The following is a 13968-nucleotide window of genomic DNA, read 5'->3' as shown; positions in this document are numbered from 1 at the left end:
TCCTCCACAGGGATCCGAGTCGGCGGTGTCCGGGATGGCCGCGAAGGTAGGTCCGCGGCACCGCCGCGACGACACGGATCGCGCGGATCCGAGACGGATCGCGCGCCGGGTCGCCCGCGCTGCGCTGGGCTACCATCCCCGGCATGCCCGCACGCAGTGGTGCGACGTTCCGGGACTGGCAGCGCGCCTCGCAGTCGGTGGCGGCGGCGTACTTCCCGCACGAGCTCACGCCGCTGGGCGGCGGGGGCGACCCGCGGCTGACGTTGCGCACGGTGGACCTCGGTCCGGTGCTCATCGGGTACGTCGGGTGGGGTGCGGACGTCGCCGTGGCCTGCGACTATCCCGCCGCCTACGAGGTCAACCTGCCGCTGACCGGGCATCTGGAGAGCCGCGGGCGGCACGGCACGGTCACCTCCGTGGCCGGGCAGGCCACCGTCTTCCGGGCCGACACGCCGTCGTTGATCAGCCACTGGGACGCCACCTGCACCGTCCTCGGCGTGAAGTTCGACCGGGACTGGATGGACCGCGAGGCGGAGCGGGTCCTCGGCAGGCCCGGGACCGTCGGGTCGCTGCCCGACCAGGTCCGGCTCGACGCCGCGGGGCCGGGTCGGGACTGGCGGCACCTGGTCGCCGGCCTGTCCTCGCACGCCCGCACCACGCCGCTGTTCTCCGACCAGCCCGTCGTGCGGGCCCAGCTGGCGGGAGCCGTGTCCGCGGGCTTCCTGCTGGCGGTCTGCCCGGAGGACGGCGGCCCGCCCGCGCGGCCGCGGATGATCAGCCGGGTGGTCGACGCGGTGGCGGACGACCCCGCCCGCGCGTGGACGGCCGCCGAGATGGCGGACGTCGCGGGCACCTCGGTGCGGCGGCTGCAGGACGGGTTCCGCCGGTGGATGGGCTGCACCCCGACCGAACACCTGGTCGCCGTGCGGCTGCACCGCGCCCGCGCCGACCTCGCCGCCCGGCCGGGCCTCACGATCAGCCAGGTTGCCGCGGCCTGGGGTTTCTCCAGCGCCAGCCGCTTCGCCGCCGCCTTCCGGCGCCGCTACGGCCACCCGCCGTCCGCCGCCCGCTGACGGCGGACCCCGGACCCTGAAACGATCGTTCGGTTGACGGCGGCGGCTAGCATGGCCCGATGGACTCGCCTGTCACCCTCGAGCGCGACGGCGCCGTCGCGGTCGTCACGCTGAACCGGCCCGAGCGGCGCAACGCACTGACCGTCGAGCTGAAGGAGGCGCTGCACCAGGCGCTGGCGGAGGTCGCGGCCGACCCGGACGTCCGCGCCGTGGTGCTGGCGGGCAGCGGCAAGTCGTTCTGCGTGGGGCAGGACCTGGGCGAGCACGTGAAGTCCCTGCGCGGTGACTCGGCCACCTCGTTCGACACCGTGGAGAAGCACTACAACCCGATCGTCACGCTGCTCGCGACGATGCCGAAACCGGTGGTCTGCGCGATCAACGGCGGGGCGGTCGGGGCGGGCCTCGGCTTCGCCATGGCCTGCGACCTGCGGATCGCGGCCGAGGGCGCCACGTTCGCCACCGCTTTCTCGGCGATCGGGCTGACCGCGGACTCGGGACTGTCGGCCACCCTCACGCACTCGCTCGGCGCGGCCAGGGCCACCGAGCTGCTGCTGCTCGGCGAGTCGTTCGACGCGGCGCAGGCACTGGCGTCCGGCCTGGTCCGGTCGGTCGTCCCGGCGGACGAGGTGCTCGGCGCGGCGCTCACGCTCGCCCGGAAGCTGGCCGCCGGGCCCACGCTGGCCTACGCCGAGATCAAGAAGGCCGTGGCGATCGGGGCGGTGTCCTCCCTGGACACGGTCCTGGCCGCCGAGGCCGCGGGGCAGGCGCGGCTGGGCGTCACCCGGGACCACCGCGAGGCCGTGGAGGCGTTCCTGGAGAAGCGCGCCCCCGCGTTCGAGGGGCGATGACGGCCCCCACCGGGCGGCGCCGACCGGCCTACGACGCGGCGTCCCTGCTCACCGTGGCCGTCGCGGAGTTCAACACCCGCGGCTACGACGCCACGTCGATGGAGGACCTGTCCCGCGCCGCGGGCATCACCAAGTCCAGCTTCTACCACCACGTCTCGGGCAAGGAGGAGCTGCTCAAGGCGGCCCTCACCCGGGCGTTGGACGGTCTGTTCGGGATCCTGTCCGAGCCGGAGTCGCTCTCCGGTCCGGCGCTGGACCGCCTGCGGCACATCATCTACCGGCAGGTGGAGGTGCTGCAGTCGGAGCTGCCGTACGTCACGCTGCTGCTGCGGGTGCGGGGCAACACCGAGACCGAGCGGTGGGCGCTGGCCCGCCGCCGCGCCTTCGACGCCTCGATCGCCTCGCTCGTCGCCGAGGCGGTGGCCGACGGCGAGGTGCGCGCCGGCGTCGAGCCGTCGCTCGCCGCCCGCCTGCTCAGCGGCACGGTCAACTCGATCAGCGAGTGGTACCGCCCCGGCCGCCCCGGCTCCGACGCCCTGCCGGGCGAGGTCGTGCGGATCGTGGGCGAGGGCATCATCCCGCCCGCGTAGCGTCCCCGTAGGCCGCGGCGATCTCGTCGGAGCCCATCCACCCGGCGTAGGCGGGGCCCTGCGGCCAGCCCTCGGGGGAGTCCTGCCACTCCTCCCGGCGGCCGTAGGGCAGGACGTCGACCAGCGCGAACAGGTGGCCGAGCTGCTCCACCCCGCGCCCGTTCGTGTGCCAGGTCCGGTAGACCCGGTCGCCGTCGCGCAGGAAGACGTTGACGCCGAAGCCCTCCTTCGGCCCCGCGCCGACGTCCGCGCCGAACGCGCTGCCCGCCGTCGAGTACCACTCCATGCGGTTGCCGACCTCGTCCCGGTAGGCGAGCGCGTCGGCGATCGGGCCCTGGGTGACGATCACGAACCGGGCGCCGAACTTCGCCAGGCCGGCGAAGCGGGTGAACTGCGTGGTGAAGCTCGTGCAGCCGCCGCACTGCCACCGGGCCCCGTCCTCCCACATGTGGTGGTAGACGATCAGCTGGTCCTGGTCGCCGAACAGGTCGACCAGCCGGACCGGCCCGTCCGGGCCCTCCAGCACGTAGTCCGGCATCTCGACCATGGGCAGCCGCCTGCGCTGCGCGGCGATCGCGTCCAGCTCGCGGGTGGCGGCCTTCTCCCTGGCCCGGAGCGCGGCGAGCTCCCGCTCCCAGGTCTGCGTGTCGACGACGGGCGGTCGTGCGGTCATGGGTCCTCCCGGTCTCGGTGACGGTTCGGTGACGTCCTGGGGGTGGACTCTCCCGGGGCGCGGAACTCATCGTTCGGTCGGGGACGGCTCCGGTGCGGCTGCGGCGCGGCTGCGGCGCGGCTGCGGCGCGGGTGCGGCGCGGGTGCGGCGCGGGTGCGCCCACAGTAGCGTCGAGCCGATCACGACACTCCGCGAAACGAGGCACCCCATGGCCCTCTCGGCCGGCGACACCCTTCCCGAGGTCACGCTGACGACGATGCGCGACGGCAAGCCCACCCCCGTCACGAGCACCGAGGTGCTGGGCACGGGCACGGTCGTGCTGTTCGGCGTCCCCGGCGCCTTCACCCCCACCTGCTCGGACCAGCACCTCCCCGAGTACGTGCTGCGGGCGGACGAGCTCAAGGCCAAGGGCGTGGACACGATCGCCTGCGTCTCGGTCAACGACGCCTTCGTCATGGACGCCTGGGGCAGGTCTCGGGACACCGGTGACGCCGTGCTCATGCTCGGCGACGGGAACGGCGACCTCGCCAAGGCCCTCGGGCTCACGCTGGACGGCACCGGCATGGGACTGGGGCTGCGCAACCAGCGCTACGCGGCGGTCTTCACCGACGGGGTCGCGACGGGGGTGTGGGTGGAGAGCTCGCCCGGCGACGTGACCGTCAGCTCGGCCGACGCCGTACTCAAGTCCCTGTAGGCGGGTGTGGGCGGGGTCACACCCGAACTGAGCGGTCGATCGGTCAGGGTGGACCCGTGCTGCGCGTGGTCTGTACCGAGTTCGGGGACCCGGAGAAGCTGACGGTCGTCGAGGAGCCCGACCCCGTGCCCGGGCCCGGTGAGGTCCTCGTGGGTGTCGAGGCCGCGGGGGTCAGCTTCGTCGACGGGTTGATCGTGCAGGGCCGCTACCAGGTCAGACCGCCGCTGCCGTTCACCCCCGGGTCGGCGGTCGCGGGCACCGTCCTCGCGGTCGGCGAGGGCGTGGACCCGGCCCGGACGGGCACCGCGGTCGTCGGCTCGGTGCTGGGGTTCGGCGGGTACACCAGCCACGCCGTCCTGGCGGACCCCGTGCCGCTGCCGGCGGGTGTGGGTCCGGTCGTGGCCGCCTCCGCGCTCGAGTCCTACTGCACGCTGGTCTTCGCCGTGACCCGCCGCGTGGCGATCGCACCGGACGAGTGGGTCGTCGTGCTGGGTGCGGGCGGCGGGATCGGGCTGGCCGCGGTGGACGTCGCCCGCAGCCTGGGCGCGCGGGTGCTGGCCGTCGCGTCGAGCGCGGAGAAGCGGGCGGCGGCGGTCGCGGCCGGCGCCACCGCGGCGATCGACTACACCGACCTCAAGGACGGCATCCGCGCGGCCACGGGCGGCGGCGCGGACGTGGTCGTCGATCCCGTCGGCGGCCCGGCGGCGGAGTCCGCGCTGCGCGCGCTCAGGGCGGGCGGGCGGTTCTGCGTCCTCGGGTTCGCGAGCGGCGAGATCCCGCGGCTGCCCGCCAACATCGTGCTGCTCCGCAACCGCACGGTCGTCGGTGTGGACTGGGGGGACTGGGCGCGGGAGGTCGGCGGGGCCGAGGGCCAGGCCGCCCTGCTGGCGGACGTCGTCGGGCGGATCGGGCGCGGTGACCTGCACCCGCCGCATCCGGTCACCGCCCCGTTGGCCGAGGCCGCGCAGGTCCTGCGCCGCTACGCCGACCGCACCGCCGTCGGCAAGTACGTGCTGGTCCCCTGACCCTCGACGGCGAACGGCGCGTTCGCTCACCAGGTGTGAGCGGACGCGCCGTTCGTGGGGATCACCAGATGCGGACGCGGGCCTCGGGGGAGGTGTAGAGCGCGTCGTCGGGGGAGACCCCGAACGCCTCGTGGAAGGCGTCCAGGTTGGTCACCACCGCGTTGCAGCGCAGGTCCGGCGGAGAGTGCGGGTCGACGGCGAGCCTGCGGACCGCCTCGGCGTCCCGGGTGGCCGCCCGCCACACCTGGGCCCACCCGACGAGCACCCGCTGCAGCCCGGTGAACCCGTCGATCACCGGGGCCTCGGCGTCCCCGAGCGCGATCTTGTAGGCCTTGATCGCGATCGTCAGCCCGCCCAGGTCGCCGATGTTCTCGCCGACCGTGAGCGCCCCGTTGACCTTGTGCTCGGGCAGCCCGGCGGGGGAGAGCAGCGAGTACTGCTCGATCAGCGCGCCGCTGCGCTTGTCGAACTCCGCCCGGTCCGCGGTCTCCCACCAGTCGGTCATGTTGCCGTCGCCGTCGTAGCGGCTGCCCTGGTCGTCGAAGCCGTGGCCGATCTCGTGCCCGATGACGGCGCCGATGCCGCCGTAGTTGGCCGCGTCGTCCGCCTCGGGGTCGAAGAAGGGCGGCTGCAGGATCGCGGCCGGGAAGACGATCTCGTTCATCCGCGGGTGGTAGTAGGCGTTGACCGTCTGCGGGGTCATCAGCCACTCGTCCTTGTCGACGGGCCCGCCGATCCGCGCGAGGTCGTAGTCGAAGTCCCACTCCGCCGCCCGCAGCATGTTGCCGAGCAGGTCGTCCCGGGAGACGACGAGCGACGAGTAGTCCTTCCACCTGTCGGGGTAGCCGATCTTCGGGCGGAACTTGCCCAGCTTCTCCAGCGCCCGCTCGCGGGTCTGCGGCGACATCCAGTCCAGCGTGGAGATCGACTGCCGGTAGGCCTCGACGAGGTTCGCGACGAGCTCGACCATCCGCTCCTTCGACGACGCCGGGAAGTGCCGCTCCACGTAGAGCTTCCCGACCTCCTCGCCGACGGCGCCCTCCACCACCGAGACCCCGCGCTTCCAGCGCTCCCGCAGGGCGGGGGTGCCGGACAGGGTGCGGCCGTAGAAGTCGAAGTCCTCCTCGACCACGGCGTCGTTCAGGTAGTCCGCGCAGGCCGACGCCACCCGGATCGACAGCCAGGCCTTCCACTGCTCCAGCGGGAGCTCGGCCCACAACCGGGCCGCGGCCAGCACGAAGGCGGGCTGCCGCACGACGACCTCGTCGAACGCGCCCTCCGGGGCCGCGAGCGCGGCGTGCCACGCCGACCAGGGGAACTCCGGGGCGTTGGCCTGCACCGCGGGCCAGGTCATCAGGGTGTAGGTCTTCTCGGCGTCCCGGTTGGTCACCCGGTCCCAGGAGATCGCGGCGAGCCGCGTCTCCAGGTCCAGCACCGAGGCGGACTCGTCCGGCAGGCCCACCAGGGCGGACAGCCGGGACAGGTGCGTCAGGTACGCGGCCCGGATCTCCGCGTACTGCTCCTCGCGGTAGTACGACTCGTCCGGCAGGCCGAGCCCGGCCTGCGACAGGTGCACCAGGTAGCGCGACGAGTCCTTGGCGTCGGTCCCGACGAAGGCGCCGAAGAGTGCGGCCCGGCCCTGCCGCTGGCGGCGGCCGAGGACCCCGGCGAGCTCCTCCTTCGACGACGCGTCCGCGATCTCCGCCAGGAGCGGCTGCAGCGGGGCGGTGCCCAGCTCCTCGATCCGCTCGGTGTCCATGTAGGAGGCGTACAGGTCGGCCACCCGGCCCTCGCGGACCTCCTCGACGATGGCCCGGACGTCCTCCTCGGCCCGGTCGCGCAGATCCCGGAAGGCGCCGTCCTGCGCCCGGTCGTCCGGGATCACGTGCCCCGCGAGCCACTTGCCGTTGACGTGGGTGAACAGGTCGTCCTGCGGGCGGGTGCCGGTGTCCACCCAACGCAGGTCCAGGCCACTGCGGCGCTGCTCGGTATCGGTCACCCGGCCATCCTGCCTAAGCGGGCGCCGTGCTCGCCACGGGTCGACGGTAGGAGTCCCGCGCCGCCCGGCCGACATCGAGGGTCCGCAGGTGCGTCGCGCGGTCGGTCCGCGTGGGCTGGGTCTGCACGAGGAGCGTGGTCGCCCAGCTCAGGGCGGGGTCGGCGCGCAGCCGGGCGGTCACCTCCGCGGCAGGCTCCCCGGCCCGGACCAGCCGCGACACCGCGACCCGCGGCTCGCCGACCGACCGTCCCCAGAACCGCTCCAGGTCCACGGCGGCGCCCTGCGGCCTGCCCGAGATCACCCCCGTCCCGCGGGCCGCGGCCGCGTCGACGCCCCGAGCCGATCCCGTCGCCCACCACATCCGGTCCAGCAGCCCCGGCGCGTCCGGCACGAGCGTGATCCCGCCGAGGACGGCCCGCAGCTCGTCGACGGCCGCCGCGGTCTCGGCGTGCCGACGCTCGTGGTCGCGCCCGAACAGGGCCGACGCGGCCGGGTCCGACCCCGCCCCGACGCCCAGCTCCACGCGCTCGCCGGACAGCGTGTCCAGCACGGCGGCGTCCTCCGCGGCCCGGCGCGGGTCCTCGAGCGCCACCGCGACGACGCCCACCCCGAGCCGGATCCGCTGCGTGGCCTGCGCGACCGCCGCGAGCAGCACGAACGGCGACGGCAGGTACCCCTGCGCCTCGCTGTTGTGGTGCTGGGCGACCCAGAACGAGTCGTAGCCCGCCGCCTCCGCCGCCACGGCGAGGGCCACGGTGTCGCGGTAGGCGTCGCGCGGCGAGCCGAGCCCGCCGACGTGCGTGAGGTAGCCCAGCTCCATACCTACGCAGGGTATCGATCAACGCACGCACGGTAGTCAGTGGGCCCGGTGACGGCGACCACCCTTGCCGAGCCGCTGCGCGGGCGTCACGATCGGGACGTGGACCTTCGGCTGGTGGCGCGACTCTACGTCGACCTCTGCCGGACGGCCGTGGCGCTCTGTCGGTGACCCCGCCCCCGTCCCCGTTCCCACCGCTCCCGAGGAGCCCCGCCGTGTCCCCGCTGTCCCCCGTGTCCCCGTCGTCCCCGCTCGCCGCCGTCGACCTGACCCTCGAGCCGCTCGGCCCGCGCTTCGGCGCGATCGTCCACGACGTCGACCTGGCCACCGCCTCCGACGCCCAGGTGGCCGCCATCCGCGCCCGGCTCACCGAGCGCAAGGTGCTGTTCTTCCGCGGCCAGCACGCCCTCGACCCGACCGGCCAGGTCCGGCTGGGCAACCGGATCGGCGAGCTGACGGCGTCCCACCCGGTGGTCCCAGGCATCGACGACGAGCACACCGAGATCTACGCGCTGGACTCCGCGGACAACGGCTTCTCCGACGTCTGGCACACCGACGTCACCTTCATGAAGCGGCCGCCGCTGGGCTCGATCCTGCGGGCGGTCACCCTGCCGGCCTGCGGCGGCGACACGAACTGGGCCGACCTGGAGCTCGCCTACGAGTCCCTGTCCCCGGCGGTGCAGCGCCTCGCCGACGAGCTCGACGCGGTCCACGACGGCAACCGCGAGTTCGGCTACTACCTCGCGCAGCGCCGCCAGGGCCGGGGCAGCGTGTGGGAGGGCGAGACGGTCACCAGCCTCGAACCGGTCGTGCACCCCGTGGTGCGCGTGCACCCCGAGACCGGGCGTCGGTCGCTGTTCGTGAACCCCGGCTTCACCGAGCGGATCCAGGGGGTGTCCGACGCCGAGAGCAGGCACCTGCTGGACCTGTTCTACGCGCACCTCACCAAGCCCGAGCACATCGTGCGCCACCGCTGGGCCGAGGGGGACGTCGCGATGTGGGACAACCGTTCCACCGTCCACTACGCGAACCGCGACTACGGGGACGCCCGCCGCGTGATGCACCGCGTCACCCTGCGCGGGGACGCGCCGGTCGGGGTGGAGGCGCTGCGCTCCCAGGCGGTCTGAGCGCCGGCTGTGGATAGGTAGCCTGGCTCGGGTGAGTAGACCTCTGGCCGGGTTGCAGGTGGTGGAGTGCGCGAGCTTCGGTCGCGGGACCGACGGGCGGCATGACCCTCGCCCAGCTCGGTGCCTCGGTGATCCGGATCGACCCGCTGGGGGGCGGGTCGGACCATCTGCGCTGGCCGGTGGACCGGGCGGGTGACTCGTTCTCCTGGGCGTCGCTGAACAAGGGCAAGCGCTCGGTCGCCGTGGACATGCGCTCCGACGAGGGCCGCGCCCTGGTCACCGACCTGATCGCCGCGACCGGCGTGCTGGTGGACAACGTCGTCGGGCGGCGGTGGATGGCCCCGGAGACCCTGCGCGCGAAGCGGGCCGACCTGATCACCGGGACCGAGGAGGGCGCCGCGCCGGTCAACCACGGGCGGGCTGCACGACCGCGGTGTGGTTGAGCGGCTTCGCCGCCCGTGCGTGGTAAGTGGTGCTCCAGCACCACTCACCACGCACGACCCCACAGTCGGCTCAGCACTCGACGACGGTCAGGGCCAGGCCGCCGCGGCTGGTCTCCTTGTACTTGCTCTTCATGTCCCGGCCGGTCAGCCGCATGGTCCGGATGGCCTTGTCGAGGCTGACGTGGTGGACGCCGTCCCCGCGCACCGCCATCCGGGCCGCGGTGATCGCCTTCGACGCGGCGACGGCGTTCCGCTCGATGCAGGGGATCTGGACCAGGCCGCCGATCGGGTCGCAGGTCAGGCCCAGGTTGTGCTCGATGCCGATCTCCGCGGCGTTCTCCACCTGCTCCGGGCTGCCGCCCATGACCTCGGCGAGCCCGGCGGCGGCCATGGAGCAGGCCGAGCCCACCTCGCCCTGGCAGCCGACCTCGGCACCGGAGATCGAGGCGTTCTCCTTGAACAGGCTCCCGACGGCGGTGGCGGCCAACAGGAAGCGGACGACGCCGTCGTCGTCGGCGCCCCGGCAGAACCGCCGGTAGTAGTGCAGGACCGCGGGCACGATCCCGGCCGCGCCGTTGGTGGGGGCGGTGACGACGCGTCCGCCCGTCGCGGACCTCGGCCTCGGTGCGGTGGCGCACTCGTTGGCCAGGGTGAGCGCGCTGATCGACAGGCCGGTCTCCCGGCAGCGCGCGAGCAGCTCGGCCCCGGTCGAGTAGGGGTGCGGCACCGTGACGGCGGGTGGGCGCCACGTCTCGCCGTCGACGACGAACCCGCCGCCGACCGAGAAGTACTCCGCGATCAGCAGCGTGGTGTCTCCGGCGGTGGCGGTGAAGCGCATCCCGTTGGGGTGGAAGGGGAGCACCCGCCTGCGGTGCAGGATCACCTCCGGGGCGGCGGCCTCGTGCACACCGGCCAGACGGATGCGGCCGGTCCCCTCGACGTCCGCCACGGTCGACGACCGCGGGTCGACCGTCTCCGGCTCCTCCCCGGCCAGTCCGCGCACCACCGCGCCGACGCTGCCGTGGCCCTTCCCCGTCGCCCCGAGGCTGCCGAACAGCTCCGCCCGGACACGGACCACCCGAGAGAGGAGCCCCTCGCGCCCCAGCCGCTCGACGAACAGGCGCGCCGCCCGCATCGGACCCACCGTGTGCGAGCTCGACGGCCCGATGCCCACGGTGAACAGGTCGAACGCGGACACGGTCATCCGCGGTACTCCGTGGCCGCATCCAGCAACCACTCCGCCAGATACGCGGCGAACGAGGACCGCACGAGGATGCGGTAGTCGTTCTCGCCCAGGCAGAGCAGGATCACGTTCGCCTGGCCGAGCAGGGTGACCGCCGCCGAACCCGCGCCGAACACGCGCGGGTGCAGGTCGATCGCGCACCCCGTCTCCAGGAGGTCCCGGGCGTGGGCCCCGCGCAGCCGGATCGTGGTGCGCTGGGCGGAGACGTCCGTGCCGCCCAGCTCGGCGGCGGAGCGGAACGGGCTGGTCCGCAGGACCTCGTCGGGGCCGAGCCACACGGCGTCGAACCCGTCCTCCTCCACCCAGGTGTTCGGGCGCAGCGTGGTCTCGCCGCGGACGCTCGTCATCGTGTGGAACGGCTCGGCCAGGAGGGCGACCGAGTCCGGGAGCTCGGCGAACCGGGCGGCCCAGCCGTCGAGCGCGCCGGTGCGGGTGAGCGTCTCAGCCATCGCGGCGGGTCCCCTCGGGGTCGACGAGCACGGATCCGGTGACCTCGACGGGGACCAGGTCCCCGCCCACCGGGACGGTCAGCCGCTCGCCGATCCGCGCGTGCCCGCCCTTGACCAGGGCCAACGCGAAGGTGCGGCCGAGCGCGGCGCTGCGGTAGCTGGACGTGACATGGCCGAGCATCGGGACCGGGGGCGGCGGCAGCTCCGCGGTCTGCTCGATGATCTGCGAGCCCTCCGGCAGCTTCACCGTCGGGTCCAGCGGCAGCAGCCCCACCAGCTGCTTGCGCAGCGGGTTGCGGTTCTCCGCCCGCGCGAACGACCGCTTGCCGATGAAGTCGACCTTCTTCGTCGAGACCGCCCAGCTCATCCCGAGGTCCTGCGGGGACACGGTGCCGTCGGTGTCCTGCCCGATGATCGGGTAGCCCTTCTCCGCGCGCAGCACGTGCATCGTCTCGGTGCCGTAGGGGGTGATCCCGTACGGCTCGCCGAGCGCGATCAGCCTGCGCCACAAGGCGGGCGCGTGCCAGCCGTCCACGCTGACCTCCCAGGCCAGCTCCCCGGAGAAGCTGATCCGGGCCAGCCGGACCGGCACGCCGTCGACCTCGGTGTCCTGCCAGGTCATGAACGGGAAGGCCGCGGCGGAGACGTCGACGTGCGGGGCGAGCGCGCCCACCACGTCCCGGCTCCGCGGCCCCACGACCGGGAAGGTCGCCCACTGCTCGGTCACCGACGTCAGCGTGACGCGCAGGTGCGGCCACTCGGTCTGCAGCCACTCCTCCATGTGGTCCAGGATCGGCGCGGCGCCGCCGGTGGTGGTGTAGACGAGGAACCCCTCGTCGTCCAGCCGCAGGACGGTGCCGTCGTCGATCACCATGCCGTCGAGGCCGCACATCACGCCGTAGCGGACCCGGCCGGGCCGCAGGCTGGACATGAGGTTCGTGTAGATCATGTCGAGGAAGGCGCCCGCGTCCGGGCCGCGGACCTCGATCTTGCCGAGCGTGGAGCCGTCGAGGATGCCGACGTCCCGGCGGACCGCCGCGCACTCGCGCAGCACCGCGGTGTCCATGTCCTCAGTGCCGCCAGCCTCACCGGGCAGCGGGTAGTACCGTGCCCGCTTCCACTGGCCGACGTCCTCGAACACCGCCCCGCGCGCCACGTGCCAGGCGTGCAGCGCCGTGGTCCGGACCGGGTCGAAGAGCTGCCCGCGCTCCCGCCCGGCCAGCGCCGCGAACGCGATCGGGGTGTACGGGGGCCGGAACGTGGTGGTGCCCAGCGACTCGATCGGCACCCCGAGCAGCTCGGCGGTGATCGCGCTCGCGAGCACGCCGGAGGTCTTGCCCTGGTCGTGCGCGGTGCCGATCGTGGTGTAGCGCTTGACGTGCTCGACGCTGCGCAGCCCGGCCCCCGTGGCGCGCGCGATGTCGGCGACCGTCGAGTCGCGCTGCAGGTCGACGTACTGGCGCGCGGGGTCGCCGTCGGTCCGCCACAGGACCAGGTTCGTGCGGGGGAGGGGCTCGGGGGTCTCGCCCCGGCCCTCCGCGAGGCATCCCGCGAGGTCGAACGTCCCGTTCGCGGCGCCGACCACGGTCACCCCCGCCAGGGCCTCACCCGGTCGGAACGCGCCCAGCTCGGCGTCGTAGCGCAGGGCGCCGCGGACGTGCGAGAACAGGTGCGAGGTCGGGTTCCAGCCGCCGGAGAGCAGGAGCAGGTCGCAGGGCAGCTCGCCCTGGTCGGTGAACACGTGGCTGATCGCGCCGTCCGGTCCGGCACCGGTCCCCAGCACCAGCCCTCGTGAGCGGCGATAGTCGCCGGAGCGACTATCGCCGCGCACGGGGCGGGGGTCGAGGAGCGTCACCTCCGCGCCCGCCCCGGCGAGGTCGGCGGCGGCGTCGTAGGCGGCGTCGTCGCTGGTGAAGACGACGACCCTGCGGCCCGCGAGCACCCCGTACCGGTGCAGGAGGTCGCGCGCGGAGGCGGCGAGCATGATCCCGGGGCGGTCGTTGTCCGCCACCACGATCGGCCGCTCGTGGGCGCCGGTCGCCACGACCACGTGCCCGGCCCGGATCCGCCAGACCCGTTGCCGGGACAGGCCCTGCGGCGCCGGGGCCAGGTGGTCGGTCCGGCGCTCCAGGGCGAGGACGAACCCGTCGTCGTAGTGGCCGAACGCGGTGGTGCGCAGCAGGATCCGCACGTCCGGGTGCGCGCGCAGCTCGGCGAGCGTGTCGGCGACGAAGTCCAGCGCGTCCCGGCCGCAGATCCGTTCGGTGCCGGTCAGCGAGCCGCCCGCGGCGGGGCGGTCGTCCACCAGCACCACGCGGTCGCCGCGGCGGGCGGCGGTGCGGGCGGCGAGCAGGCCCGCGGGGCCCGCCCCGACCACCAGGGTCTCGCAGTGCGCGTACCGGCGGTCGTAGCGCGCGGTGTCGGGGACCTCGGCCAGCCGGCCGCGACCGCCGATCGAGGAGGCGACCAGGCCGTCGACCAGCTCGATCGTGGTGGCGAGCAGCATCGGCTCGGGGAAGGGCTCCTCGACCTGCACGAGGCCGGTCGGGTCCTCGCTCCAGACGGCCGTGACGCCGCGCGGGCGGTCCTGCTTCACGCTGCGCGCGATCGTCCGGACCCCGTGGGCGAGCAGCGCCGAGGCCAGCGTGTCGCCGGGGTGGCCGGTGTAGGAGACCCCGTCGAAGGTGAAGCGCAGCGTGCGCGTCCGGTCGACCCGGCCATACCCGTCGACGCGCGTCATCGCGAGAACCGGTAGGTCGCGGTGTCCCGGACGGCGGTGAACCAGCGGCGGCAGCCCGCCGCGTGGCTCCAGCGCTCCTCGAAGCGCCCCTTGGGGTTCGCGCGGACGAACACGAAACGCCCCCACTCCTCGTCGGTCAGGGCGGCGGGGTCCGCGGGGTAGGCCACCCCGGCCTGTCCGCCGTAGTGGAACTCGACCTCCTCGCGGGGGCCGCAGTACGGACACTCGATCAGCTGCATGACGGCTC

General features: G+C 74.1%; 14 protein-coding genes. 7 read left to right on the top strand and 7 right to left on the bottom strand.

Going from position 1 to position 13968, the window contains the following annotated elements; genetic code table 11:
- The first annotated feature begins 143 nt into the window (after positions 1-143).
- Genes BLS43_RS07570 through BLS43_RS07560 form a run of 3 tightly spaced genes read left to right on the top strand, consistent with a single transcriptional unit; the run spans position 144 to position 2511 of the window.
- Positions 144-1073, top strand: a complete 930-nt coding sequence (locus tag BLS43_RS07570) for an AraC family transcriptional regulator (RefSeq protein ID WP_093078865.1) — start codon at positions 144-146, stop codon at positions 1071-1073.
- Between the two features lie 59 nt (positions 1074-1132).
- Positions 1133-1921, top strand: coding sequence for an enoyl-CoA hydratase/isomerase family protein (locus BLS43_RS07565; RefSeq protein ID WP_093078862.1), 789 nt, complete (start codon positions 1133-1135; stop codon positions 1919-1921).
- Entirely contained in the window at positions 1918-2511 is a 594-nt protein-coding gene (locus BLS43_RS07560; RefSeq protein WP_093078859.1) for a TetR/AcrR family transcriptional regulator, read from the top strand. The genes BLS43_RS07565 and BLS43_RS07560 overlap by 4 nt, the downstream gene beginning before the upstream one ends.
- Here BLS43_RS07560 and BLS43_RS07555 read toward each other — a convergent pair.
- On the bottom strand, positions 2495-3184 hold the full coding sequence (locus BLS43_RS07555; protein WP_093078856.1) for a DUF899 family protein: 690 nt from the start codon (positions 3182-3184) through the stop codon (positions 2495-2497). The genes BLS43_RS07560 and BLS43_RS07555 overlap by 17 nt on opposite strands.
- Positions 3185-3392: 208 nt before the next feature.
- On the opposite strand from BLS43_RS07555, the gene BLS43_RS07550 reads away from it, so the two are divergent.
- Together BLS43_RS07550 and BLS43_RS07545 are read left to right on the top strand one after the other, a co-directional pair.
- A complete protein-coding gene (locus BLS43_RS07550) occupies positions 3393-3878 on the top strand; it encodes a peroxiredoxin (protein ID WP_093078852.1) in 486 nt (161 codons plus the stop codon).
- A gap of 56 nt (positions 3879-3934) precedes the next feature.
- Positions 3935-4903 carry an NADPH:quinone oxidoreductase family protein gene (locus tag BLS43_RS07545; protein WP_093078849.1) on the top strand — a complete coding sequence of 323 codons (969 nt, stop codon included), beginning with the start codon at positions 3935-3937 and terminating at the stop codon, positions 4901-4903.
- A gap of 61 nt (positions 4904-4964) precedes the next feature.
- On the opposite strand, the gene BLS43_RS07540 is transcribed toward BLS43_RS07545, so the two are convergent.
- The gene (locus tag BLS43_RS07540) at positions 4965-6902 is read right to left on the bottom strand and encodes a M13 family metallopeptidase (protein WP_245707363.1); all 1938 of its coding nucleotides are present in this window, start codon (positions 6900-6902) and stop codon (positions 4965-4967) included.
- A gap of 13 nt (positions 6903-6915) precedes the next feature.
- A complete protein-coding gene (locus tag BLS43_RS07535) occupies positions 6916-7722 on the bottom strand; it encodes an LLM class flavin-dependent oxidoreductase (RefSeq protein WP_093078844.1) in 807 nt (268 codons plus the stop codon).
- Between the two features lie 212 nt (positions 7723-7934).
- On the opposite strand from BLS43_RS07535, the gene BLS43_RS07530 reads away from it, so the two are divergent.
- Positions 7935-8846, top strand: coding sequence for a TauD/TfdA dioxygenase family protein (locus BLS43_RS07530; protein WP_093078841.1), 912 nt, complete (start codon positions 7935-7937; stop codon positions 8844-8846).
- A 101-nt stretch (positions 8847-8947) separates the two neighbouring features.
- Complete coding sequence (locus BLS43_RS07525) at positions 8948-9289, top strand: CoA transferase (RefSeq protein WP_143029969.1); 342 nt, start codon at positions 8948-8950, stop codon at positions 9287-9289.
- Between the two features lie 70 nt (positions 9290-9359).
- Here the strand turns inward: BLS43_RS07525 and BLS43_RS07520 are convergent, their stop codons facing one another.
- The 4 genes from BLS43_RS07520 to BLS43_RS07505 are packed head-to-tail and all read right to left on the bottom strand — an operon-like array spanning position 9360 to position 13960.
- Positions 9360-10493, bottom strand: coding sequence for an L-serine ammonia-lyase, iron-sulfur-dependent, subunit alpha (locus BLS43_RS07520; RefSeq protein ID WP_093078838.1), 1134 nt, complete (start codon positions 10491-10493; stop codon positions 9360-9362).
- Positions 10490-10981, bottom strand: coding sequence for a sarcosine oxidase subunit gamma (locus BLS43_RS07515; RefSeq protein ID WP_093078835.1), 492 nt, complete (start codon positions 10979-10981; stop codon positions 10490-10492). The genes BLS43_RS07520 and BLS43_RS07515 overlap by 4 nt, the downstream gene beginning before the upstream one ends.
- A complete protein-coding gene (locus BLS43_RS07510; protein ID WP_093078832.1) occupies positions 10974-13721 on the bottom strand; it encodes a 2Fe-2S iron-sulfur cluster-binding protein in 2748 nt (915 codons plus the stop codon). The genes BLS43_RS07515 and BLS43_RS07510 overlap by 8 nt, the downstream gene beginning before the upstream one ends.
- Positions 13718-13960, bottom strand: a complete 243-nt coding sequence (locus BLS43_RS07505) for a sarcosine oxidase subunit delta (protein ID WP_093078829.1) — start codon at positions 13958-13960, stop codon at positions 13718-13720. The genes BLS43_RS07510 and BLS43_RS07505 overlap by 4 nt, the downstream gene beginning before the upstream one ends.
- Positions 13961-13968 lie beyond the last annotated feature (8 nt).

Source organism: Pseudonocardia oroxyli (genome assembly GCF_900102195.1).
Classification (GTDB): Bacteria; Actinomycetota; Actinomycetes; order Mycobacteriales; family Pseudonocardiaceae; genus Pseudonocardia; species Pseudonocardia oroxyli.
The sequence above is the reverse complement of the archived record's forward strand: the minus strand, read 5'-3'. Positions and strand labels throughout refer to the sequence as shown.

What these genes read in the sequence shown, in the direction of transcription:
- BLS43_RS07570 (WP_093078865.1), top strand. Translation starts at nt 144, where the DNA reads ATGCCCGCACGCAGTGGTGCGACGTTCCGGGACTGGCAGCGCGCCTCG.
- BLS43_RS07565 (WP_093078862.1), top strand. Translation starts at nt 1,133, where the DNA reads ATGGACTCGCCTGTCACCCTCGAGCGCGACGGCGCCGTCGCGGTCGTC.
- BLS43_RS07560 (WP_093078859.1), top strand. Translation starts at nt 1,918, where the DNA reads ATGACGGCCCCCACCGGGCGGCGCCGACCGGCCTACGACGCGGCGTCC.
- BLS43_RS07555 (WP_093078856.1), bottom strand. Translation starts at nt 3,184, where the DNA reads ATGACCGCACGACCGCCCGTCGTCGACACGCAGACCTGGGAGCGGGAG.
- BLS43_RS07550 (WP_093078852.1), top strand. Translation starts at nt 3,393, where the DNA reads ATGGCCCTCTCGGCCGGCGACACCCTTCCCGAGGTCACGCTGACGACG.
- BLS43_RS07535 (WP_093078844.1), bottom strand. Translation starts at nt 7,722, where the DNA reads ATGGAGCTGGGCTACCTCACGCACGTCGGCGGGCTCGGCTCGCCGCGC.
- BLS43_RS07525 (WP_143029969.1), top strand. Translation starts at nt 8,948, where the DNA reads ATGACCCTCGCCCAGCTCGGTGCCTCGGTGATCCGGATCGACCCGCTG.
- BLS43_RS07520 (WP_093078838.1), bottom strand. Translation starts at nt 10,493, where the DNA reads ATGACCGTGTCCGCGTTCGACCTGTTCACCGTGGGCATCGGGCCGTCG.
- BLS43_RS07515 (WP_093078835.1), bottom strand. Translation starts at nt 10,981, where the DNA reads ATGGCTGAGACGCTCACCCGCACCGGCGCGCTCGACGGCTGGGCCGCC.
- BLS43_RS07510 (WP_093078832.1), bottom strand. Translation starts at nt 13,721, where the DNA reads ATGACGCGCGTCGACGGGTATGGCCGGGTCGACCGGACGCGCACGCTG.
- BLS43_RS07505 (WP_093078829.1), bottom strand. Translation starts at nt 13,960, where the DNA reads ATGCAGCTGATCGAGTGTCCGTACTGCGGCCCCCGCGAGGAGGTCGAG.